We start from the raw sequence: 20,419 nt of genomic DNA, 5'->3' as shown, positions 1-20,419 counted from the left end.
GCGGGTATACGAAATCATCTGTTGATAAGTGTCAGAAAGCCTATATTATCAATAGTTACCAAAGTTATCAACACTGGAATTTTCAGAGGTTTCATGCGTTTATAAACAGAACATCTTCATTTCGACGATAATATAGAAATTATGCTACAATGATGTTTATGAGAAGAAGAGACGGAAAGGAAGACAGACCTATGGAGCATTTATTAAACCCTCGCGTGAAGGAAATTGAGATTTCTGGGATTCGAACTTTTTTTAATATGGTAGCTGATTATGAGAACATGATTTCATTAACAATTGGCCAACCTGATTTTGAGACACCAGCTCATATTAAGGAAGCAGCTCAAGCCGCTATTAGTGAAAACAAAACAACGTATACTCATAATGCCGGCATCCTAGAACTCCGAAAGGCAGCAGCTCATTTTCTACAATCAAAATACAATCTTAACTACCAAGCTGAATCGGAGATCATTACCACTTCAGGAGCAAGTCAGGCAATTGACGTGACACTTCGAACACTTCTCACTGAAGGTGACGAAGTGATTTTGCCAGGTCCTGTGTATCCAGGTTATGAGCCAATCATTACATTATGTGGAGCAACTCCAGTACACGTCGATACAACTAAAAACGGATTCAAAATGACGCGCGACCTAATTGAAGTTGCCCTAACAGAGCGAACAAAATGCATTATTCTGCCTTCCCCATCTAACCCTACAGGTGTTGCGATGTCTTATGATGAATTAGCCGATCTTGCTGATTTACTTAAAGCTAAAAACATTTTTGTTTTATCTGATGAAATTTATTCAGAGCTTAACTTTTCAGGTGATCATTCTTCGATCGCTCAATTTGATGGCATGCGTGATAAAACGATCGTAATCAATGGACTATCTAAATCTCACGCTATGACAGGATGGCGCATCGGCTTTCTCTTCGCCCCGGTAGAACTATGCCAGCATATCTTGAAAGTTCATCAGTATAATGTCTCCTGTGCTTCATCAGTATCTCAGTACGCCGCTCTAGAAGCGTTACAGAATGGATTGCAAGACTCGATTGAGATGCGAGTTGCTTACAAAGAACGAATGAATTATGTTTATGATCGATTAGTTGGTATGGGGTTATCTCCAATCAAGCCTGACGGTGCTTTCTATATCTTGCCTTCCATTCAGGAGTTCGGCTTATCTTCATTTGACTTTGCAATGAAACTTGCAAAAGAAGGTAATTTAGCAGTTGTACCAGGAAGCGCCTTTTCATCACTTGGCGAAGGCTATGTAAGAATTTCATTCGCTTATAAACTTGATGTACTAAAAGAAGGTATGGATCGCTTAGAAAAGTTCATCCACACCCTTAGATAGAATGAATAAACGCCAGCCCTCGTAAGGGCTGGCGTTTCGTTTATTTTGTTTCAATTCGATTTTCTTCATAAGATATCCAGTCACTATAACTTCCAGGATAAAGCTTTGCATGAACCCCTGCCTCTTGTAAAGCAAGCAGGTTAACACAAGCAGTCACACCAGAACCACAGTAAACAATGGGTTCATGACCATGCTCTTTCTCCCCTACTCTCTCTTCAGGGTCTTTCCATGTTTTATTTTCATTAAGGTTATTCTTCCAAAAGTAATTGATAGCGCCTGGAATATGACCTGCTTTAGGATCAATAGGTTCTACCTCTCCAGAATAGCGCTCGCTTGCTCTCGAATCAATAATCGTGCGCCCTTCTATCTGCGCCTGCTTCACATCATTCATAGAAACAATCATCGATTTATCAAGACTAATAGGATACGATGAAGGAGTTACTTGACGAACTTTCGTCTCAAGTTTATGCCCCTCCCCTCTCCAAGCTTGGAGACCCCCATCAAGAACAGCACGCGCTTTATGTCCAGCAAATCCGAGTAGAAACCATAATCTTGCTGCCATAGCACCATACTCATGGTCGTATAGAATCACTTTCGAATCCTGCTCAATCCCTAGCCTTTCAACGAGCGTCTGGAGCTGTTCTTGATCAGGTAAAGGGTGTCTTCCACCATGCTCTCCAACTTCACCAGATAAATCTTTTTCGAGATCAGCATACTGCGCTCCTGGAATGTGGCCTTTTAAATAGGAATCATAACCGTTTTCTGGATTGCCAAGTTCAAATTGACAGTCCACAATCACTAATTGCTCATCATACAAATGATCTGATAGCCATTCAATTGAAACAAGATTCTTCATTTCCTATTCTCCCTCCGACAGTAGCTTTGTTTGAATTTCGAAAGCATTATTTCGCTTTGTTTCAAGGAAATCTTTTGAAATATCGCTTGTTAGCATCGTTGTTCTGGCCTTGACATATGATGTAACTTCTTGCATCATTTCGTCTTTTACCTCTCCAATTAATTGATCAAAGAAATTCGTAGCCGTCTCTTCAATCACTTTATGTTCTGTTTTCAAATAGTTATTAACAGGTAGTTGAAACTCACTTTTCAACTCATCATGAAGCTTATCTCTTCCACTCTGTTCGAAAAATTGCTTCGAAGATTTAAAGGAGCTACGAGAGTGCTTTAATACATGGTCAACTGCTATCCATGCGGTAAGAGACTCATCAAACTCCGGGGTTTCCATGTCCCGATCAGGTAGACTGCTGTAATGAAAATCAGATAGCATTTCTCGAATAAGCTTTTGTATTTCTTTCTCACTCTTTTGAATTTCTCGCTTCATAAATCGATCGATTCGAAGAGAAGCTGCCCTTAGCTCCTGTAATAAATCTTGTTCAATATCCTCAACCAGCGTTTCTGAAGCACGTTGCAGTCCTTCACGCCCTTGAATAGTCGATGGGTTAAAGGCTTCCTTAAAGAAATCATTAAATCGATAAAAAAGACGCTGAGGAATATAATGAACAAGTTCTGTTAATTCTTGTTTGATCAGCTTTTCAGATGCATTGTTGGAATAGTGATTAATCTTCCTATTTACTTCGTCACTCTGATTGCGAAGCTCTGTGATCTGCTGTTCTTTTTCACTCGCGTTTAATTCAAAGTTCTCGATCCAGCGCTCGATTTCGCTCATCACACTTGTTAATTCAGTTAAGCTGGACTCCACTGCCATTTTTGAAAGATCCTTGCGAATAAAATGATAGAAACGTGATTCAAACCGCTTAAGACCGCCTTTTTGTCTTAATTTTTCTGGTAACGCAGCAAGAAACTTAGCCTCTTTTTCACTTACTTTCTCTTCAGAAGCAAGCATTCCTGCAAGACTTGAGACAGGATAAAGTGCAGGATAACGAATACCGTACTGCTGTAACTGATTTGTGACATGATCAAGTACGATTTCGAGCTCTCCTTCGTTTGCAGCAAGATCAGATGCATTAAGGAGAAAGAACATTTTATCCATCTCAAACACGTCTTTCACTCGTCCAAGCTGAATGAGGAACTCTCGATCTGCTTTTGAAAATGCATGATTGTAATAGGTGACGTAAAGAATAGCATCGGCTGCTTTCATATATTGAAACGCTACACCCGTATGTCGTGCGTTAATGGAATCAGCTCCTGGAGTGTCTACAAGCGTTATTCCCTCTCGTGTTAAAGTACAATCATAATATAGCGAGATAGAAGCAACAAAGGCCGCTTTTGATTCATTTACGACCATATCTTCATAGTCATCCAGTGTGACTTCACGTTCCTTACCGAGGTATGCTAACTCAGCTTCACCTTCAAGTACAGCTCTTAAGAAAAGAGCATGAGGTTTCGTTGCAGAAGACTCTCGCTTAAACAATTTCCCCTGTGAAATGATTTGCAGACAATCCCTTAATGAAAAAGCTTGCTCACCAAAATAAGAAAGGGAATGATTCAAATCCTCCAAAAGTTCTTCTTCCGATTTATAATAAATCATCGCCGTTTTATGAGCATGGTCTTTTGTTACCGGGCAAATACGATTAAGCGTAGCCGTTGTTGGATTTGGAGAAGAAGGCAGTATTTTTTCGCCAATGAGCGCATTGGCAAAAGAGGATTTCCCAGCGCTAAAGGCACCAAACAATGCGACCGTAAATGACTTTTCTGATAATTTATTTGCACGCTTGATCAAGTTTTGTCTCGTATAGTCAAAACCAGGAAGATCCTCTAATTCATCTGCCATTCTTTGAAGGGCCATACTAGTCGCTTCGGGATCAGGAAGAGAAGTTTGATTTTCTGGTGAAACAACCTCTTCAGGCTCCTGTTGCTTACGCTGTTGCCCACTATCGCTTTTGGTCGACTCTACGACAGTAACATCCTCCGTTTGCGTGTACCTTTTCTTAAATTCGTCTAACGCACGTCGAGCCTCTTCATCACGGCTCCCCTCCAAAATAGACCAAAGCTCTTCAATATTCTCACTAGCAGCTTCCAGCTCTGATAAGAATGTTTCCGCATCCTCTTCTCCAACTTGAGATTTGAATGACTGCTTAAGCTCCTCAGCCTGCCTATCGTGGTCGAAATTGACTTGATCAACAAGCTTGTCCTTTCTTTGTTCTGCTTGCTGCTTGACCTGTGTCTTCAAGCGATAAGCGATATTCTCAGTATAATGAAGAACTGCTTCTCCTGTTGTACCGTTTCCTTTGTTAGCTTCTTCTTGTATCACTGAAAAATCAACTTCATATGGTTGATCAATGAGAGAAGATGATACGTCTTTTAATTCAGCTGTCGAAACTAGCTGTTGTAATAGCTGCTGATAATGCCACTCTAGTTGTGACTTTACCTGTTCTTTTAAACCCGCAATGAAAGTTTCGTACCTCGCCGTTCGTTCTTGCTGAGTTTTCTTATCACGAAATACAAATCCTACTTTAAAGTCAGGTTGAAGAGATTCAAGATACGCTCGTCCTGCTTCTCTCACTTCATACGGCATTAAAATTGCACTTTTTTGGATAGCCGCCGCTTCAGTCTGAAATTCCTGATCAATTAAATCAACGCGTTCCTTTGAAAATGCAAGCTTGTTTTTCATCTGCTCATAAGCTTCTTCTACTTCGTCGTTATGAGGATCTACGTGATTCAGATCATCCAATAGCTCTCTTGCTGCATTAAAAATCCGCTTCACTTTGGCTTCATCTGTTTTTCTTGAAAGTCCGTCAATGTATGTTTTCAACTGATGAAACTGATTATGGGGGTGATCGTAATCGTGTAATGAGATAAAGAAAAAGGATTCAAGAGACATCCCCCACGTTTCAAAAGGCTCGACCACTGACTTCTGAAATGAAGAGAATGATATTTCAGATTCATGATGCTTATCAATTTGGTTCACAATTAAGATGATTTTTTTATTTTGACGATAAAGTTCCCGGATGAATTGATAGTTCACTTCAGATTGAACATGATTGTAATCCATCACATAGAAAACTACATCAGCTAAATACATCGAAGATTCCGTCGAAAGCCTATGCGCTTCATCTGTCGAATCAATACCAGGAGTATCAATGAAAATAACGTCTTCTTCTAAAGAAGATGGAGCAGACAATTCAACGCGCTCGACCTCTTCTCCGTTCAAGCAATACCCTTTTACTTGATCAATATCATACGGCGCTTTAAAAATCATTTTCTTTCCATTTAAGAAATGAACGGAAGCGCCTGGTTCACCTGAACGGATACGAACCGTATTAGCACTCGCCGGTATGGGACTTGACGGTAAAAGGTTAGATTGAAATAACGCATTTATTAATGAAGATTTCCCTGCAGAAAAATGGCCCGAGAAAAGGAAGTGCTGTTCACCACTCAACAACTTGTCGATTAGTTGTTTGATTTTCGATGCTTCCGAAGCCTCTAACTCTTCTTCAATTAGTGCAAGACGTTCAAACAGCACGTCCTCTTTTAATTTTGTGTGTGACTGGTGATCATGCTTCATAGTATCCCGCTGCCTTTCCGTAAATAGTGTCCCTCTTAGAATAACGCTTTCAGTAGATTTTTCCCAGCAATATAAAAAATAAACTCTAGGATGAACACGGTAAAACCATCAAGAAAAGAATATATGGCTAATATCAAAAGCCCAGCTTCCAAGGGTCAGTAGCAAAAATCAACATAAAAAAAGCCGGGATTTCTCCCGACTTCTACATATATCTTATTTATTTCCTTTGTCGTTGAACTTACGACGCTTGTTAGCGCCACCGCTGTTGCGGTCTCCGCGATATCCGCCACCGCTTCCACCTTTACGGCCTCCGCGATCATTACTGCGGTTACGGTTGCGGTTTCCACCGCCACTGCCGCCACGGCCATGAGCCTTTTTAGCACGAAGTGGTGCAATTTCAGTAATTTTAACCGGAGTTGTATCCGGCTCTTTTGTTAGCAACTTAAGAGCTGCAGAAAGAAGCGTTACTGAATCGTGATCATCAAGAAGTTGTTCAGCTGATGAACGGTATACTGAGTGATCCTGCTCTTCAATTGTACTTTGAAGCTGTTGAATCGCCATTTGCTGCTGGCCTTCCATTGCTTCAGCAAAGCTTGGGATCGTACGTTTTTGCATAGACTTCTTCGTAATTTTCTCAATTACTTTAAGGTGATCGTACTCACGTGGAGTAATAAACGTCGAAGCAAGACCTGACTTACCTGCACGGCCAGTACGACCGATTCTGTGAACGTAGCTTTCAGGATCTTGAGGAATGTCAAAGTTATAAACGTGTGTAACACCACTGATGTCTAGACCACGTGCAGCAACGTCTGTCGCTACCATGATATCGATTGTGCTGTCTTTAAACTGTTTAATAACCTGATCACGTTTACCCTGTGGAAGGTCACCGTGAATTCCTTCAGCCATATATCCACGTTTCTTAAGACCTTCAGATACTTCATCAACGCGTTTCTTAGTTCTTGCAAACACAATTGCAAGCTCAGGAGACTGAGTATCAAGAAGGCGACAAAGAATATCGAATTTCTTAGAATCACGAACTTCATAGTAATGCTGTTCAATTGATGGAACAGTCATTTCTTTTGATTTCGTTCTAACTGTTTCAGGGTTGCTCATGAATTTCTCTGCAAGAATCGCGATACGTTTCGGCATTGTAGCAGAGAACAGAAGCGTTTGACGCTTATCTGGAACACCTTTAAGAATTTTCTCGATATCTTCAATGAAGCCCATGTTAAGCATTTCATCTGCTTCATCAAGGACAACAAAAGATACTTCTTGAAGACGGATTGTTTTACGTTCCATATGGTCGATAAGACGCCCTGGAGTCGCAACAACTAGTTGAGGTCTCTTTTTAAGTGCTTTGATTTGGTGAACGATGCTTTGTCCACCATATATAGGAAGGGCACGCACGCCTTTTGCTTGACCAATACGGTTCAATTCTTCTGCAACCTGTACAGCAAGCTCACGTGTTGGCGCAAGAATGATTCCCTGTACATGAGATAGAGAAGTGTCGATCTTTTCAATCATTGGGATACCAAAAGCAGCCGTTTTACCAGTACCAGTTTGAGCCTGACCGATAACGTCTTTGCCTTCAAGCGCTAGAGGAATCGTACCTGCTTGAATTGGTGTTGTTTCTTCGAATCCCATTTGATTAACTGCTTCTAGCAGCGTATTACTTAAACCTAGATCTTGAAATTTTTTCAACTTTTAAAAACTCCTTTTTACTTTTAAAATGCATTAAATGCTATAGACGGGAGAAAAATCTCCTGATAGTGTTCAAAAAAAGCATTTCCCTAATGTTGGAAAACGCTCGGAACAAGCAACTCTTCTTTCACATATAGCCAAAGATAACAGTACCATTAATATGCGCAAATTTCAACTGCGCACACTAAAAATATTTTAACAACACCTTCTTGTTATGACAGACGACTAACAAACTTAGCATGAAGGGATGAGGTTATCTCACCTTCTTTTCCGTTCCCAATCTGCCGGCCATCCACCTCAACAATTGGTCTTGCTTCTTGGGTTGTACTAGAAATAAAAACTTCATCACTTTCAAGCAGCTCCTGCTTTGTAAACGCTTCTTCCTTTATTTGAATACCTAGTTCAGAAGCAACCGAAAGGATAACTCGTCTCGTAATCCCTTCTAAAATAAAGTTGTTTGCTGGATGAGTATAAAGGATGTTATTTTTCACTATAAACACATTCGTAGAACTTCCTTCAGTTACCAAGTCGCCACGATGAAAAATTGCTTCGTCAACGTTCTGCTCCGTTGCAGATTGTTTAGCCAATACATTCCCAAGTAAATTCAAGCTTTTAATATCACATCTTAACCATCTAATATCTTCCATAAAGATCGCTTTCCCTGGTGCGCGTGATGGTTCTTTCTCATATTCTTTCGTATAAGCGACAAGCACAGGGTCTGATTTTGCCGGGAAAGGATGATTTCGTGGAGCTACACCTCGTGTTACTTGCATGTAGACGTGCCCGCTATGTAGCCGATTAGCAGCCGCAAGCTGCTCGATTTTTTCCTGGATTTCTTTTTGAGTAAACGGTAAAGAAATCTTGATCTCGCTCGCGCTTCGTTCTAAACGTTCCAGGTGAGCTTCCAACTCAAAAAAGCTTCCGTTATAAATACGGATTACTTCGTAAACACCATCTCCAAATTGATAACCACGATCTTCAATATCAATGGTTGCCTGCTCTCTTGTAATCAAATCCTGATTAAATAATATCAATACGCTCACTCCTACCTTCTATTTTCTCCTTCTCTACCTTAACATATTTTAAGTACTGACTATGAACACATTTGTCTGAATAGTTTTACTTATTACATTTTATGCCAAATAGTAGTTTAGTAGTTTACAAAACCTTCCTAATAAACTAAAATTTGTACTCGTAAGATGATTTTTCTAAAAATTAGGAGGGTTTTGAATGAAAAGATTTTTACCTCTCGTGATGCTGCTATTTGTATTTGTAGCTGCTTGTAGTAACAATGGTGCTTCCAATGAGAACGATTCTAACGCTACTACTAATTCCGAAAGCTCAGAAGAAACAAGCAGTGCAAATGAATCAGATGTAAAAAGTGATCTGCTCGATTTTCAATTGAACTTAATTCAAACTGTAAACAAAAGCGATTCACCAATTTATGAATTTGAAGCAGCTAAAGTCGCTGAAGAAAAGCCTTCTGATGAAGAGCTTGCAACGATGAAGTCTGATGCAGAATCAGCTGCAAAGACCGTTGCTGAAGATGTGCGTGCAATCGAAATTCCTGCTGAACTTGAAACGTACAAGAGTGATATTGAAGCTGCTTTAGAAGAGTTAGCAAAATCATATGAAACAAGAGCAGCGAATCTTTCAGATGACCCGGAAGCAACGTATGAAGAATCAGACGCTCAATTCGCTTCTTTCGAAGAAAAAATGGCTACTGTCTACGAAGATGCTGGACTGACAGCTCCTAGTTTCTCAGCTGACTTAGTCGATTAATCGGAAAAACCGTTACGTATTGTAACGGTTTTTTTATTAGCTAAGTGCGAGAAGCCTTCAAAACATAACCATTATTCACGAACAATACTTTTAATTAGAATCCATAAACTGTCATCCCACCGTCTACGAACAACGTTTGTCCTGTTATGTAGTTTGCAGCTTCAGAGGATAAGAAAACAGCTGCCCCGACGAGATCTTTTAGTTCACCTACTCTGTTCATTGGCGTTCGATCAAGGATCTCCTTAAGATATTGTTTGTCTTCTAATAATTTTTCCGTAAGCGGCGTCTTAAAATACCACGGTCCAATCGCATTTACGGAAATGCTATCCTCTGCCCATTCAAGCGCAAGGTTTTTGGTCATTTGAATCATTCCTGCTTTCGTAGCTGCATAGACGACCCCTGTCCTTAGAGCCATGTGACCGCCTACTGAAGAGATATTAATCATTTTCCCTCCACCATTTTCTTTCATCACTTCAGCACACTGTTGCGACATAAAAAAAGCGCCTTGCAAGTTCGTTTGAAAGATTTGCACCCATTCTTGTTCAGTCACTTCACTTGCTCTCGAACGAATGTTCATCCCAGCATTGTTGATCAGTACATCCATTTTCCCTGCTTCGTTTTTGATTTGTCGGACCGCTTGTTCGATTTCATTATATTGTGTTATATCAGCTTGAATTGGGTATGCCTTTCTTCCGACATCACGAATAAGGCCTGCCGTTTCTTTGAGATCAGCTTCTGTTCGAGCAATAATGGCAACGTCCGCTCCTGCTTCGGCCGCTCCGATAGCTAGTGCTCTCCCTATCCCCTTCCCTGCTCCAGTAACAACGACAACTTGATTCGATAAATGAAATGATGGTAAGTAAGTCAATCATTTTCCTCCTTTAATAAATACCCATTTGACGAAGAATTACATTAAAGAGGTTTCTCTAAAAAAAAGAAAACTCCTGCAAGTTATATGTTCACATAATAAAATTATAGTAATCCTTCACGGCATTTAGAAAAATATGTATAGGAAACAAACATCCATGATACAATTGGATAAAAAAGGGGGATTGCAGGTGCGTCAGGATACACTCGGATATGCGATGCGTGAACTTCGATTGTACCTTGGACTCTCACAGGCCGATTTATCGGAAGGCATCTGTACACAGGCATTAATTAGTCAAATTGAAAATAATGATGTCTCACCATCTGCAGAATTACTGTACCAACTTGCTTCCAGACTCGGTGTTGATATTAATTACTTTTTTCATATGAAGGAAACCCCTCGACTTGATTACGTTAATGAAGTCATCCGACAAGTCAGAAGGCACATTAAGCGACGCGAATATAGTGAAGTAGCTGATATTCTTGAAGCAGAAGAATCGAACCCCCTTTTTCGAACAATCAAAAACCAGCAGTTTTATCTCTGGCATAAAGCTATTTGTACGTATTATCTTGAACATAATGCCTCTACTGCCCTTCTACTTCTCCATGAAGCCCTTCATCTTACTACGACAACGTCTAAAAATTTCTCGGAACGTGAAATCGAAATTCTAATTAGTATGGCCATTTTGCATAGTGAGGAAAAAGAGTGGGAATGTGCTCTGCCGTTATTTCATAAAGCTCTTTGTCACGTTCGCTTTTTCCCCATTATTAAGGATGAAACGATCGAAATTCGCCTTTATTATAATTACTCAAAAGCGCTATCCACCTGCAGAAACTATGAGAAAGCTCTCTCGATTGCTAGGGAAGGATTTCTGCTTTGCAGGGAGAAGCAGCGCCTCTATCTTTTTGGCGAACTTAGTTACCAGTGCGGTAAGCTCCATTATTTGCTTGGGAATCAAGAGCTGGCAATTGAATATCTGAACACAGCATCTACGATCTTTGAACTTGACCAAAATAATAACTTTAAAACTCATGTTGAGAATTATGCTAAAAAAATAGGTATTGTTCACGAAGCCTAACTATTTATGCTTTGTTTTCTCAATTAAGATGACAATAAAATTGAAGAGAGACACGAAGAACAGGCCAGCCGTGATAAACAATGTGAGTTCTTCCATTGTACGTCCTCCTTTCAAAGAGGTTAAGGGCTATTCATTCGACAAATGATAACTTGGAAAGATACCAACACACTTCAGACCCCTTTTCTTTAATTAATGACAATAAGGTAAATCTTCATCTTGCACCACATAAGCAGAGGCCTGTACCATTAGTGATGAATCATTTGGTGCGATCGCGTACCCACTCACTACAACGAGAGACAGAAGAAGTAAAGCTGCCCATTTCTTCACTTTGTCACCCCTCCCTTCATTACATTTATATTACAACGCATCCAATATTTATGCATTTGCTATATGTGCTTCTCTACTAAATGCCAAAAGCCCCGTTCTTAAGAGAACGGGGCTTTTGGGTGAATCAAATAAACATTCTTATATTTTATGACGATTGAATTCATTTAATACATTGCTAATCGCATCCTGGTAACGTTCGCGACTCCAAGAATTATAAGAAGGATGAGGAACATCCATTATGACCGTCCATTTTTCACTTGAAACATTAGCTAGCTGAAAGAACTTTTGAGCAAATCGTCCACAAGGAATGATCGTCAGTTCTCGATTAGAAATCGCCTTCAGTCGATTTCTAAACTTTTCTAATATAAGCTGCTGCACAGCTAGTAACTCATTATCTTTATAAGGAGTCTTTTGATTAGATGTGCGGATTTTACTTAAGTGTTCAAGTAATTCACTGTTAGCATTTCGATCACTCTCAGCATATGGTTTCGATTGCATCGGAATATTACATACGTTAAGTAATCCCACAACGTCAAGCGATGGTCTTTCCATACTTTCTTCCTGATGTTTCTTCAGCAAGAGACCGAGAGGATGTGAATACTCCGGACCAAATAGCTTTTTCGACATTGTAGCTCCTGAAGGTCCTGCGACCGGCACACCATTTTCCACTTCAGAAACATGAGGAGACTCTAGTATGAAGATGAGCTTTGATTTTGGCGTCATCACTTCCGAGACCTCATACTGTTTAGCGAGGGCTACGTATTGCTTTTCAAACTTTTCAACCGTATCCATAAATGGTTCCCTACCTTTATTGATTAAATGCCACATTGTTTTCTTCTAAATAAGAGACAATCCGATCCCCCATTAAATGATACCCATCTTCATTTGGATGAAAGGCATCTTCATATAGAAGGTTCTCATCACTCTCAAGGAAGAGATCGGCAACTGGAACAAATGTAACTTCAGGATAATTTGAAACAGTTAATTGACTACCATTATTCCAATCGTCTACGATTTCATTCATTTCTGGAATATCCCCAAAAGCTTTTGAGAACGGATTGAATAAACCTGTAAAATAAATTGGTGCATCACCATTTAAACTTCTAAGCTTGTCTAATATCGTCGTCAAATTTTCTAAATAAATCTTTTCTTGAAGAGAAAAATATTGTTGATCAAGATTCATGAAATGATTTTTAACAACCCCAAATAAATCATTTCCACCGATCGTTAAGAAAATATAATCCGCTTTTTTGACACCGTTTTGGACTTCATTCTCTTCCAACCTTTTTATGAGATCTTTCGTTTCACTACCAGTTATCGCATAGTTATCTAGTGTAACCTTTGCATTCTGTTCATTTTCAAAATAAGAATCACTTACGTAACCGATATATCCCTTTTTTTCTTGGTCACCGACGCCTTTTGTTAAGGAATCACCAAGACCAACAATCCGCACATTATCTGGTACTTTCTGAGGAATGGGTTCTTCATCTTGAAAGGTTTCCTTTATTTCATCACTCACAGGGAGTGAATCCGTTAGCTCTGGATCATCCTTAAAATAGACATAAGTTAAGGCGCCCGCTACCACAAATACTAGAAGCATTAACGAAATGAGGATTAGTTTCATAAATCGATTCATTGTCATTTTCCTTTACTCTAACGATTGTACCTATTATTCTATCAAACGGAAGTTCACTCGTATATGAACTATTCAAATGGGATTTCTTCTAATAACTCATCCTGCTTCAACCGATATTGAATCTGCCTCGCCATCAGTTCGTATCCTTGATCATTTGGATGAAAGCCATCATCAAAAAACAAGTTCTCATCTACAGAATTAAACAATTCATACACGGGTACAAAGGTTGTGTCATCATCTTTAAGAACCGTATCTTCACTTGCCCCATTCCACCTTTGCACAATTTGATCAATTTCCGTTACCGATTGAAAATTCTCTAATAGAGGATTATAAAGACCAATAAATAAAATCGGCGCGTCGGAATTAATACTTCTAATTCGTTGCATAATGGCACTTAGACGTTCTACATAGTTTGTTTGTTCTTGTTGAAAAACATCCATTTGTAAATCTAGAAAATGTTCTTTCACAACTTTCATTAGATCATTTCCACCAATACTCATGACGATCACATCTGCTTCTGAAAGGGAATCCTGCACATCGTCTTCGTTTAACATCTTATATAATTTTGGCGTCTGCCTTCCATGAACAGCGTAGTTTTCAACAAGTACAGACGTATCTGTTTCATTCTTTATATTTGCAGCAAGTCGACCAATGTACCCTTGCCCTGTCGAGTCACCGCTACCCTTCGTCAATGAGTCGCCCAATCCCACCATTCTTATATCGGGATCTTCAGGCTGTTCTACTTCTTCAGGTTTTGATGAATCTGACTTTTCTTTAGAGACTTCAGGTACTATATCCGTTTTCTCTCGATCATTTTTATTCGCGATTGATGAGATGACCGTTTCATTCGGAGCTTCATTCATAACCATCATGGATGCTGCTTGCTTTATTTCATTCAAACGCTGACTACGGTGTTCCATAATTGGCTTAACACTGAGTAAAATACCCGCAGCAAGAATGAGGAATAAAAACAGCCATATTCTCTGTTTTTTCATTCCAAAAACCTCCTCATTACACTTCCTTTTATACCCTTATTCTATGCTGATGTAACGTGAATTACGAGATGGTTTACATATTTAAGTGGGTTTATTGCCATTATTTCGCTTTATAACCTTTTTCTTTTTGCAAGTTGGCGCTACTTCTTTATAATAGTACGAGAAGACTCGTACGGCAAAGGAGGAAATACACTTGAAAATGACAATTACAAAACCCGCTTTGAACTGGTTTAAACGAGAAATGGATCTTGAAAAAGGTGACAACCTCCGCTTTTTTGTACGTGTAGGTGGATGCAGCACTGTTCAAGATGGCTTTTCCCTTGGTATGACTGTGGAAGAACCAACGGAACCTGCTCTTACAGTTGAAGAAGAAGGCATTACCTTTTTTGTAGAACAAAAAGATATCTGGTTCTTTGAGGATCAAGATTTCGCCGTGAAATTCAGCCGAAAAAAAGAGGAAATAGAATTTGTGCACGGAAATTGATTGAGAAAAACGCGAAAGCGAGAAGCTTTCGCGTTTTTATTTCACTTTTTTGTTAATCTAAATCGGTGAATGTGCGCTACAAGACCCTCTGCTTCAAGAATACGGATCTGTTCATCCCCTAACAGGTCGAAGTGCGGAAATTCTTCACGGTCGTGCATCCATTCTCTTTTTAAACCATACTGTTCTCCCCATCGGGCAAGCTTTTCTTTATTACGACACCCTGCTTTCGTCACAGAGTGATACTGTGGAAAGCGAGGATCATACCAAAAATGAGTCAATAAAGCGACCTCTCCGTTCGAAACGGCTGCTTTCCATTCTGCTAGCTCTCGCTTGGACAGACCAAAAGCCATTATTCGGCTCCAGTAGAAACAGATTGTTTCTTCGCTTGTTCATACGCCTGATGCCATTCCGGAAATTTCCTCCGTATTGAGACAGGTCGGAACGTATCTCGCTTTACACACGTATGCATCGATTCGCCCGTAACGCAAATCTCGCCCTCTCCGTTTATGACTTCATAGCCGTAATTCACACGAAGCCCATCATAATGCTCGACCCAAGTTCTTACATTCACTTTATCCCCATACCTTACAGGTCGTTTGTAGCTTGCTTTAATATCTACAACGGGAGAAAGAATCCCCTCTTTTTCCATATCAGCATAACGAAATCCTAAATCATTAATTAGCGACGTTCGTCCGAGCTCAAACCATATCAGATAGTTAGCATGATATACGACTCCCATTTGATCTGTTTCAGCATACCGAACATCAATAGACGTAGTTGCTATGTACATAATCTTTCCTCTCCTAACTTCAACGTGGTGTCTATGTTATTTTACCATAATCCACCCTTGAAGCATGAATGAGAAGAACTGAGTGACTTATTGTCACTCAGTTCTTTAAATCGCTATTGCTTTGTTTCGTCTTGCACTTCATTTTCCAGCGCCTGAATACTATGTTTTCGGCGCTGATTTTTATCTTGAATAGCTTTTTTCTGCAAATCGCTATCCGTCAATTCTAACGACGCTTCAGAATCATGAATATTCTCTTTCGTATCCTGAATTATTTTAGATAATTTCTCTGCATTATCGCTGCGATCGTCTCGTTTAGATACCATCATAAGCCCTCCCGAATTAAGTAGGTACGAGCTTATTATGACTAATCATCTTAATAGGTATTCCTATTTCAATTAAGATTGAAGGCTTTTGGGAAGCGCCCCTTCTAGCTTGCCTTCATAGTACAACATATCCTTACGCACTTCTGCACTGCATCCATTGGAAAGCAAAATATTCTCAGCCGCAGTAAATACCTGTTTCAACATTCTGATCCCCATTCGATAGTCCACGACAACATTGCTCTGAATTCGGTCCTCATAGGAAGACAGCTCGACGAGAAGCCGATACGTACATTCTAATAATTGTATCGGAACATCGTTTGGTGAATGGTTGCCTCCCTCATCTAAAAACGATTGAAATTCACGGTCGTCTTCATCACACATCAGAAAGAAAGTACCTGGTACGTCATGTAATTCGTGGTCAATATCAGAAATCGTAAGACTCATAACAGCAAGCCTGGCAGCGAAACCACCTATAATGGATGCAGTCCCACACCCATAAGGTGGTCCAGATTCCTCAAGCATGCGGTATATATCACTGCCTAACCTATCTTTTTTATCCACTACTATCACCCCTCTTATATGCCCATACCCTTTCTTCCTTTACTAAAATCTTCTAAATGGCTTCTTCAAAAATAATCGGACTCATATAGTTGACACTCTTTCTAGAGATCTCTATCAAATTCTGCCAGTATTCTTTCACACTTTCCTGATGATCTCCTTGATCAAAACTAATTTGGAGCCATGATAATTCCTCAAGAAGCCTTACAGAAGAACCAACCCAGATCTTTCTACCTTCTATTTGAATGACAAAAGGCTCATCAAATCGAAAAGGAAGATAAATTCCAGATTGATTTGGGTGAAGAATCAGATGTTGAAAAATCGTCCCTTTAAAAAGACGCGCGTAAATAAGAAGAACGCGATCGTTTTTAGCAGCCGCTTTTTTTAATTTTTGAAGGGTTTGTACTTCTCCTAACTCAAGGCTCGCAATTGTGCGACTCCAATTTAATTCTTCTCGATATGGCACAAGATAGCCCATTTGCTGCATTTTGATTTCAAGCTCTTTTACAAGAAGCTCTTTATTTGGTTCTTCTTCAGCCCCCATCACTGAAATGGGTTCAATCCTTGCTGTAATTGTCATAATGTTCCCCCCGAAAACGTTTGTCTCCTAATCTTTCGTCATCTCTCCACACTTTTGGACAACTTTACAAGAAATGAAAAGAAGTTGTTAAAATTGAAATAAACCAGAAAGAGTTTTCCTTTCTGGTCGTCATCAGCCTATTTCCCTTTTGGAGGGGCGTAGTCAGGTTCAGCGTTGCCTTTAGTTTGCATTTGCTTTCCTTTGTTCCCTTCAGCTTCTGGATTGACAGAAGCGAGGTGATTTGGCTTAAAAGATTTTGGGAATTTCTTTGGGTTACTCATTTGTATCTCCTCCTTTAGGTAATAGGCTGTGCAACTAAAAGAGAAATATCTATACCCTTACAAATTTTTTGCGTGCTTTTGCTCAAATTTGTCTTCAATACGTTCAATCGCTTGTTTATCATTCATTAATTCAAGCTTATTTTGCATAACAAGTTCTTTAAAAGAAACTTTTTTAGATTTCCTCATGTTAGTCTCCTTTCCTCTTCAACAGTATTTAAAACCATTATTCCCGATTAATCAAAACTTATTACAAAAATCCGATTTTTTCGTTTATTTTATTGAGTTCTGCCCATGAACGTTGCTATTTTCACCTCATTTACGCAATGTCGTCATCATTCTAGCTATGATGTCAACAAATTAAACCACAATAAAAAAGGATGGCAAGAGCCATCCTTTTCTAAATTAATTTGCAATTTTGTCGCGAAGCACCATTTGAAGAATACCGCCGTGGCGATAGTAGTCAATTTCAACTTCACTATCGAAACGAGCAAGTACTTTAAATGTTTGGGTTTCGCCATCTGGAGATGTTGCCGTTACGTTAACTTCATCACGTGGTTTCACGTTTTCTGTGATTTCAACAGCAAACGTTTCTTTACCAGTAAGGTTATACGTATCTGCAGTCTCACCATCTCTAAATTGAAGTGGAAGCACACCCATCAACACAAGGTTACTACGGTGAATTCTCTCGTAGCTTTCTGCAATTACCGTTTTAATTCCTAGAAGGTTTGTTCCTTTGGCAGCCCAGTCACGTGAGCTTCCCATGCCGTAGTCTTTACCAGCAAGAACCACTAGACCTGTTCCTTCTTCTTTGTATTTCATTGCTGCATCATAAATTGGCATAACTTCATCCGTGTTCCAGAATGTTGTCCAGCCGCCTTCAGTGCCTGGAGCTACTTCGTTACGAATACGAATGTTACCAAACGTACCGCGCATCATAACTTCGTGGTTACCACGACGTGATCCGTAAGAGTTAAAGTCAATTGGACGAACGCCGTTATTTTGTAGATATTGCCCTGCAGGCATATCTTTAGCAATCGCACCAGCTGGTGAAATGTGGTCCGTAGTAACGGAATCGCCAAACTTCGCGATCGCTCTCAGGTCCTTAAGCTCGTGAATGTCTTCAGGATCTTTAGAAAGATTCTCGAAGAATGGAGGGTTCTGAATATAAGTAGACTCATCGTCCCAGTTATAAAGATCTCCTTCACTAGTGCTTAGTTCGTTCCAGCGTTTGTTTTCGTCGAATACAGTTTTGTACTGACGCTTAAACATTTCTGGTGTTACTGTTTCAGCAACGGCTTGCTTGATTTCTTCTGCTGATGGCCATAGATCTTTCAAGAATATATCGTTGCCGTCTTTGTCTTTACCGAATGAATCTGAATGAAGATCAAAGTCTACTGTTCCAGCAAGAGCATAAGCAACGACAAGCGGTGGTGAAGCAAGATAGTTTGCTTTTACTAGTGGGTGGATACGTCCTTCAAAGTTACGGTTACCTGAAAGTACAGAAGTTACCGTAAGATCGCTCTTCGCAATCGCATCTTCAATCTCTTCTTTAAGTGGACCTGAGTTACCGATACAAGTCGTACAGCCATAACCAACCAGGTGGAAACCAAGGTCTCTAAGGTAAGGCATAAGTCCAGACTTATCAAGATAGTCTGTTACAACTTTTGATCCTGGAGCAAGGCTAGTTTTCACGTATTCAGGAACTTGTAGTCCTTTTTCAACAGCTTTCTTCGCAAGAAGAGCCGCACCAAGCATAACGGAAGGGTTTGAAGTATTTGTACAGCTTGTAATCGCTGCGATCGCAACTGCACCTGTTTTCATCGTTACTTCTTTTCCATCGTTAAATTTAACAACAGCTTCCTTGTCGAATTCTTTCTTATCCATACCTAGACCCTGGTTACCTTGAGGGGCAACGACTGCTTTATTGAACTCTTTTTTCATATCGGAAAGAAGAATTAAATCTTGTGGACGCTTAGGACCAGCAAGACTTGGCTCTACCGTTCCAAGATCAAGTTCAACAACGCTTGAGAATTCAGGATCTTCTGATTCTGGCGTGTAGAACAATCCGTTAGCAATTGAGTATTCACGCACAAGGTTAATATGCTCTTCAGAGCGACCAGTTAGGCGCATGTATTCAAGCGCTTCTTCATCAACTGGGAAAAAGCTACATGTAGAACCTTGTTCTGGTGCCATATTGGAAATTGTTGCACGGTCAGCAAGCGGCATGCCTGATAGACCCGGTCCGAAGAACTCAACAAATTTCCCAACAACTTTTTTCTCACGAAGAAGCTGAGTCACTTTTAGCGCAAGATCCGTTGCTGTTGTTCCGCTCGGAAGTTCTCCAGTAAGCTTCACACCGATTACTTCAGGAACCGGGAAGTAAGAAGGCTGACCAAGCATTCCAGCTTCAGCTTCAATACCACCTACACCCCATCCAAGTACACCAAGACCGTTGATCATGGTTGTATGGGAGTCAGTGCCGAATAATGTATCTGGATAGGCAACATTCTCGCCATCAACAGTATTTTCTTGAACAACGTTCGCAACGTACTCAAGGTTTACCTGGTGAACGATACCAGTTGCTGGTGGAACGGCACGATAGTTATCAAATGCATCTTGAGCCCATTTAAGGAACTTATAACGCTCAAGGTTACGTTCAAATTCTTTATTCATATTAAATTCAAGTGCATCTTCAGATGCGTATTTATCAACCTGTACCGAGTGGTCAATAACAAGATCAACTGGGATTTCAGGGTTGATTTTGTCAGGGTCGCCGCCGATATCAGCCATTGCTTTACGAAGTGACGCAAGGTCAACAACAGCAGGTACGCCTGTAAAATCTTGAAGAATGACACGTGAAGGTTTAAATGGTACGTCAATATCTTTGTTTTGCTCGCTAGTTCCCCATTTAGCGAGGTTTTCAATATGCTCTTCTTTAATGACTTTACCGTCATACTGACGTAATACGGATTCGAGCAAAATTTTGATCGTATAAGGGAGCTTGCTTACCTTAGCGATGCCTGCTTCTTCTAGCGCCTGAAGACGATAGAAGGAATATGATTTACCATTGGCATCAAATGTTGCTTTGGAATTATAAAGTTCGTGATTTGCCATATGTAGTTCCCTCCTCCAAATTGCATAACAAAGCGGATGTCGAAAAAACGTTTTCAACTTCCCTTTATCC

The 20,419-nt window shown here is 40.0% G+C and carries 22 protein-coding genes; 4 read left to right on the top strand and 18 right to left on the bottom strand.

Features of this window, described 5'->3' with window-relative positions; translation table 11 throughout:
* Positions 1-191: 191 nt before the first annotated feature.
* Positions 192-1,349, top strand: coding sequence for an aminotransferase A (locus Q4550_RS07690; protein ID WP_303531448.1), 1,158 nt, complete (start codon positions 192-194; stop codon positions 1,347-1,349).
* A 40-nt stretch (positions 1,350-1,389) separates the two neighbouring features.
* Here Q4550_RS07690 and Q4550_RS07685 read toward each other — a convergent pair whose 3' ends face one another.
* The 4 genes from Q4550_RS07685 to dat form a co-directional block, all read right to left on the bottom strand.
* On the bottom strand, positions 1,390-2,205 hold the full coding sequence (locus tag Q4550_RS07685) for a sulfurtransferase (RefSeq protein WP_303531446.1): 816 nt from the start codon (positions 2,203-2,205) through the stop codon (positions 1,390-1,392).
* Between the two features lie 3 nt (positions 2,206-2,208).
* Positions 2,209-5,832 carry a dynamin family protein gene (locus Q4550_RS07680; protein ID WP_303531445.1) on the bottom strand — a complete coding sequence of 1,208 codons (3,624 nt, stop codon included), beginning with the start codon at positions 5,830-5,832 and terminating at the stop codon, positions 2,209-2,211.
* 213 nt (positions 5,833-6,045) lie between these two features.
* On the bottom strand, positions 6,046-7,533 hold the full coding sequence (gene cshA, locus Q4550_RS07675; RefSeq protein WP_242057383.1) for a degradosome RNA helicase CshA: 1,488 nt from the start codon (positions 7,531-7,533) through the stop codon (positions 6,046-6,048).
* A 212-nt stretch (positions 7,534-7,745) separates the two neighbouring features.
* Positions 7,746-8,567, bottom strand: a complete 822-nt coding sequence (gene dat / locus Q4550_RS07670) for a D-amino-acid transaminase (protein ID WP_306558396.1) — start codon at positions 8,565-8,567, stop codon at positions 7,746-7,748.
* A 196-nt stretch (positions 8,568-8,763) separates the two neighbouring features.
* Here dat and Q4550_RS07665 point away from each other — a divergent pair, with 196 nt between their 5' ends.
* A complete protein-coding gene (locus Q4550_RS07665) occupies positions 8,764-9,315 on the top strand; it encodes a hypothetical protein (RefSeq protein WP_194221529.1) in 552 nt (183 codons plus the stop codon).
* Between the two features lie 94 nt (positions 9,316-9,409).
* On the opposite strand, the gene Q4550_RS07660 is transcribed toward Q4550_RS07665, so the two are convergent.
* Positions 9,410-10,183 carry an SDR family NAD(P)-dependent oxidoreductase gene (locus Q4550_RS07660; protein ID WP_303531440.1) on the bottom strand — a complete coding sequence of 258 codons (774 nt, stop codon included), beginning with the start codon at positions 10,181-10,183 and terminating at the stop codon, positions 9,410-9,412.
* A gap of 190 nt (positions 10,184-10,373) precedes the next feature.
* Here Q4550_RS07660 and Q4550_RS07655 point away from each other — a divergent pair, with 190 nt between their 5' ends.
* Complete coding sequence (locus Q4550_RS07655; protein ID WP_303531438.1) at positions 10,374-11,261, top strand: helix-turn-helix domain-containing protein; 888 nt, start codon at positions 10,374-10,376, stop codon at positions 11,259-11,261.
* Here Q4550_RS07655 and Q4550_RS25155 read toward each other — a convergent pair whose 3' ends face one another.
* The 5 genes from Q4550_RS25155 to Q4550_RS07635 all read right to left on the bottom strand — a co-directional run bounded on the left by Q4550_RS25155 (position 11,262) and on the right by Q4550_RS07635 (position 14,219).
* Entirely contained in the window at positions 11,262-11,357 is a 96-nt protein-coding gene (locus Q4550_RS25155; RefSeq protein ID WP_425589651.1) for a putative holin-like toxin, read from the bottom strand. It abuts the gene before it with no gap.
* A gap of 93 nt (positions 11,358-11,450) precedes the next feature.
* Positions 11,451-11,588 carry a hypothetical protein gene (locus Q4550_RS07650; RefSeq protein ID WP_303531436.1) on the bottom strand — a complete coding sequence of 46 codons (138 nt, stop codon included), beginning with the start codon at positions 11,586-11,588 and terminating at the stop codon, positions 11,451-11,453.
* Positions 11,589-11,726: 138 nt separating this feature from the next.
* Positions 11,727-12,380, bottom strand: coding sequence for a uracil-DNA glycosylase family protein (locus Q4550_RS07645; RefSeq protein ID WP_303531435.1), 654 nt, complete (start codon positions 12,378-12,380; stop codon positions 11,727-11,729).
* Between the two features lie 16 nt (positions 12,381-12,396).
* Positions 12,397-13,224: an SGNH/GDSL hydrolase family protein gene (locus tag Q4550_RS07640; protein WP_303531434.1), complete on the bottom strand. Its 828-nt coding sequence runs from the start codon at positions 13,222-13,224 to the stop codon at positions 12,397-12,399.
* Between the two features lie 68 nt (positions 13,225-13,292).
* A complete protein-coding gene (locus Q4550_RS07635) occupies positions 13,293-14,219 on the bottom strand; it encodes an SGNH/GDSL hydrolase family protein (protein ID WP_303531431.1) in 927 nt (308 codons plus the stop codon).
* Between the two features lie 193 nt (positions 14,220-14,412).
* Between Q4550_RS07635 and Q4550_RS07630 the strand changes: the two genes are divergently transcribed.
* Positions 14,413-14,703 carry a HesB/YadR/YfhF family protein gene (locus Q4550_RS07630; protein WP_303531430.1) on the top strand — a complete coding sequence of 97 codons (291 nt, stop codon included), beginning with the start codon at positions 14,413-14,415 and terminating at the stop codon, positions 14,701-14,703.
* A 41-nt stretch (positions 14,704-14,744) separates the two neighbouring features.
* Here the strand turns inward: Q4550_RS07630 and Q4550_RS07625 are convergent, their stop codons facing one another.
* From Q4550_RS07625 to acnA, 8 genes are all read right to left on the bottom strand, one after another.
* A complete protein-coding gene (locus Q4550_RS07625) occupies positions 14,745-15,053 on the bottom strand; it encodes a hypothetical protein (RefSeq protein WP_303531429.1) in 309 nt (102 codons plus the stop codon).
* Complete coding sequence (locus Q4550_RS07620; RefSeq protein ID WP_303531428.1) at positions 15,053-15,493, bottom strand: acyl-CoA thioesterase; 441 nt, start codon at positions 15,491-15,493, stop codon at positions 15,053-15,055. The genes Q4550_RS07625 and Q4550_RS07620 overlap by 1 nt, the downstream gene beginning before the upstream one ends.
* Before the next feature lie 113 nt (positions 15,494-15,606).
* Entirely contained in the window at positions 15,607-15,816 is a 210-nt protein-coding gene (locus Q4550_RS07615) for a small acid-soluble spore protein Tlp (RefSeq protein ID WP_303531426.1), read from the bottom strand.
* Between the two features lie 72 nt (positions 15,817-15,888).
* Positions 15,889-16,377 (bottom strand): polysaccharide deacetylase family protein, encoded by a 489-nt coding sequence (locus Q4550_RS07610; RefSeq protein WP_194221518.1) that lies wholly within the window; start codon positions 16,375-16,377, stop codon positions 15,889-15,891.
* A gap of 52 nt (positions 16,378-16,429) precedes the next feature.
* Positions 16,430-16,954 carry a hypothetical protein gene (locus tag Q4550_RS07605; protein ID WP_303531424.1) on the bottom strand — a complete coding sequence of 175 codons (525 nt, stop codon included), beginning with the start codon at positions 16,952-16,954 and terminating at the stop codon, positions 16,430-16,432.
* Between the two features lie 137 nt (positions 16,955-17,091).
* Positions 17,092-17,235: a small acid-soluble spore protein N gene (sspN, locus tag Q4550_RS07600; protein WP_098443515.1), complete on the bottom strand. Its 144-nt coding sequence runs from the start codon at positions 17,233-17,235 to the stop codon at positions 17,092-17,094.
* A gap of 57 nt (positions 17,236-17,292) precedes the next feature.
* Positions 17,293-17,421, bottom strand: a complete 129-nt coding sequence (locus tag Q4550_RS07595) for an FbpB family small basic protein (protein WP_194221516.1) — start codon at positions 17,419-17,421, stop codon at positions 17,293-17,295.
* Positions 17,422-17,637: 216 nt separating this feature from the next.
* Positions 17,638-20,349: an aconitate hydratase AcnA gene (gene acnA / locus Q4550_RS07590; RefSeq protein ID WP_303531420.1), complete on the bottom strand. Its 2,712-nt coding sequence runs from the start codon at positions 20,347-20,349 to the stop codon at positions 17,638-17,640.
* Positions 20,350-20,419: the final 70 nt, after the last annotated feature.

The organism is Anaerobacillus sp. 1_MG-2023 (assembly GCF_030547345.1).
In the GTDB taxonomy this organism is placed as follows: domain Bacteria; phylum Bacillota; class Bacilli; order Bacillales; family Guptibacillaceae; genus Guptibacillus; species Guptibacillus hwajinpoensis_B.
This window is presented reverse-complemented; position numbering and strand designations above follow the sequence as displayed.

Bases quoted from the DNA above. Each gene is read 5' to 3' on its own strand.
- Q4550_RS07690 (WP_303531448.1), top strand. From the start codon at position 192: ATGGAGCATTTATTAAACCCTCGCGTGAAGGAAATTGAGATTTCTGGG.
- Q4550_RS07685 (WP_303531446.1), bottom strand. From the start codon at position 2,205: ATGAAGAATCTTGTTTCAATTGAATGGCTATCAGATCATTTGTATGAT.
- Q4550_RS07680 (WP_303531445.1), bottom strand. From the start codon at position 5,832: ATGAAGCATGATCACCAGTCACACACAAAATTAAAAGAGGACGTGCTG.
- Q4550_RS07665 (WP_194221529.1), top strand. From the start codon at position 8,764: ATGAAAAGATTTTTACCTCTCGTGATGCTGCTATTTGTATTTGTAGCT.
- Q4550_RS25155 (WP_425589651.1), bottom strand. From the start codon at position 11,357: ATGGAAGAACTCACATTGTTTATCACGGCTGGCCTGTTCTTCGTGTCT.
- Q4550_RS07645 (WP_303531435.1), bottom strand. From the start codon at position 12,380: ATGGATACGGTTGAAAAGTTTGAAAAGCAATACGTAGCCCTCGCTAAA.
- Q4550_RS07640 (WP_303531434.1), bottom strand. From the start codon at position 13,224: ATGAATCGATTTATGAAACTAATCCTCATTTCGTTAATGCTTCTAGTA.
- Q4550_RS07635 (WP_303531431.1), bottom strand. From the start codon at position 14,219: ATGAAAAAACAGAGAATATGGCTGTTTTTATTCCTCATTCTTGCTGCG.
- Q4550_RS07625 (WP_303531429.1), bottom strand. From the start codon at position 15,053: ATGGCTTTTGGTCTGTCCAAGCGAGAGCTAGCAGAATGGAAAGCAGCC.
- Q4550_RS07620 (WP_303531428.1), bottom strand. From the start codon at position 15,493: ATGTACATAGCAACTACGTCTATTGATGTTCGGTATGCTGAAACAGAT.
- Q4550_RS07615 (WP_303531426.1), bottom strand. From the start codon at position 15,816: ATGGTATCTAAACGAGACGATCGCAGCGATAATGCAGAGAAATTATCT.
- Q4550_RS07605 (WP_303531424.1), bottom strand. From the start codon at position 16,954: ATGACAATTACAGCAAGGATTGAACCCATTTCAGTGATGGGGGCTGAA.
- sspN (WP_098443515.1), bottom strand. From the start codon at position 17,235: ATGAGTAACCCAAAGAAATTCCCAAAATCTTTTAAGCCAAATCACCTC.
- Q4550_RS07595 (WP_194221516.1), bottom strand. From the start codon at position 17,421: ATGAGGAAATCTAAAAAAGTTTCTTTTAAAGAACTTGTTATGCAAAAT.
- acnA (WP_303531420.1), bottom strand. From the start codon at position 20,349: ATGGCAAATCACGAACTTTATAATTCCAAAGCAACATTTGATGCCAAT.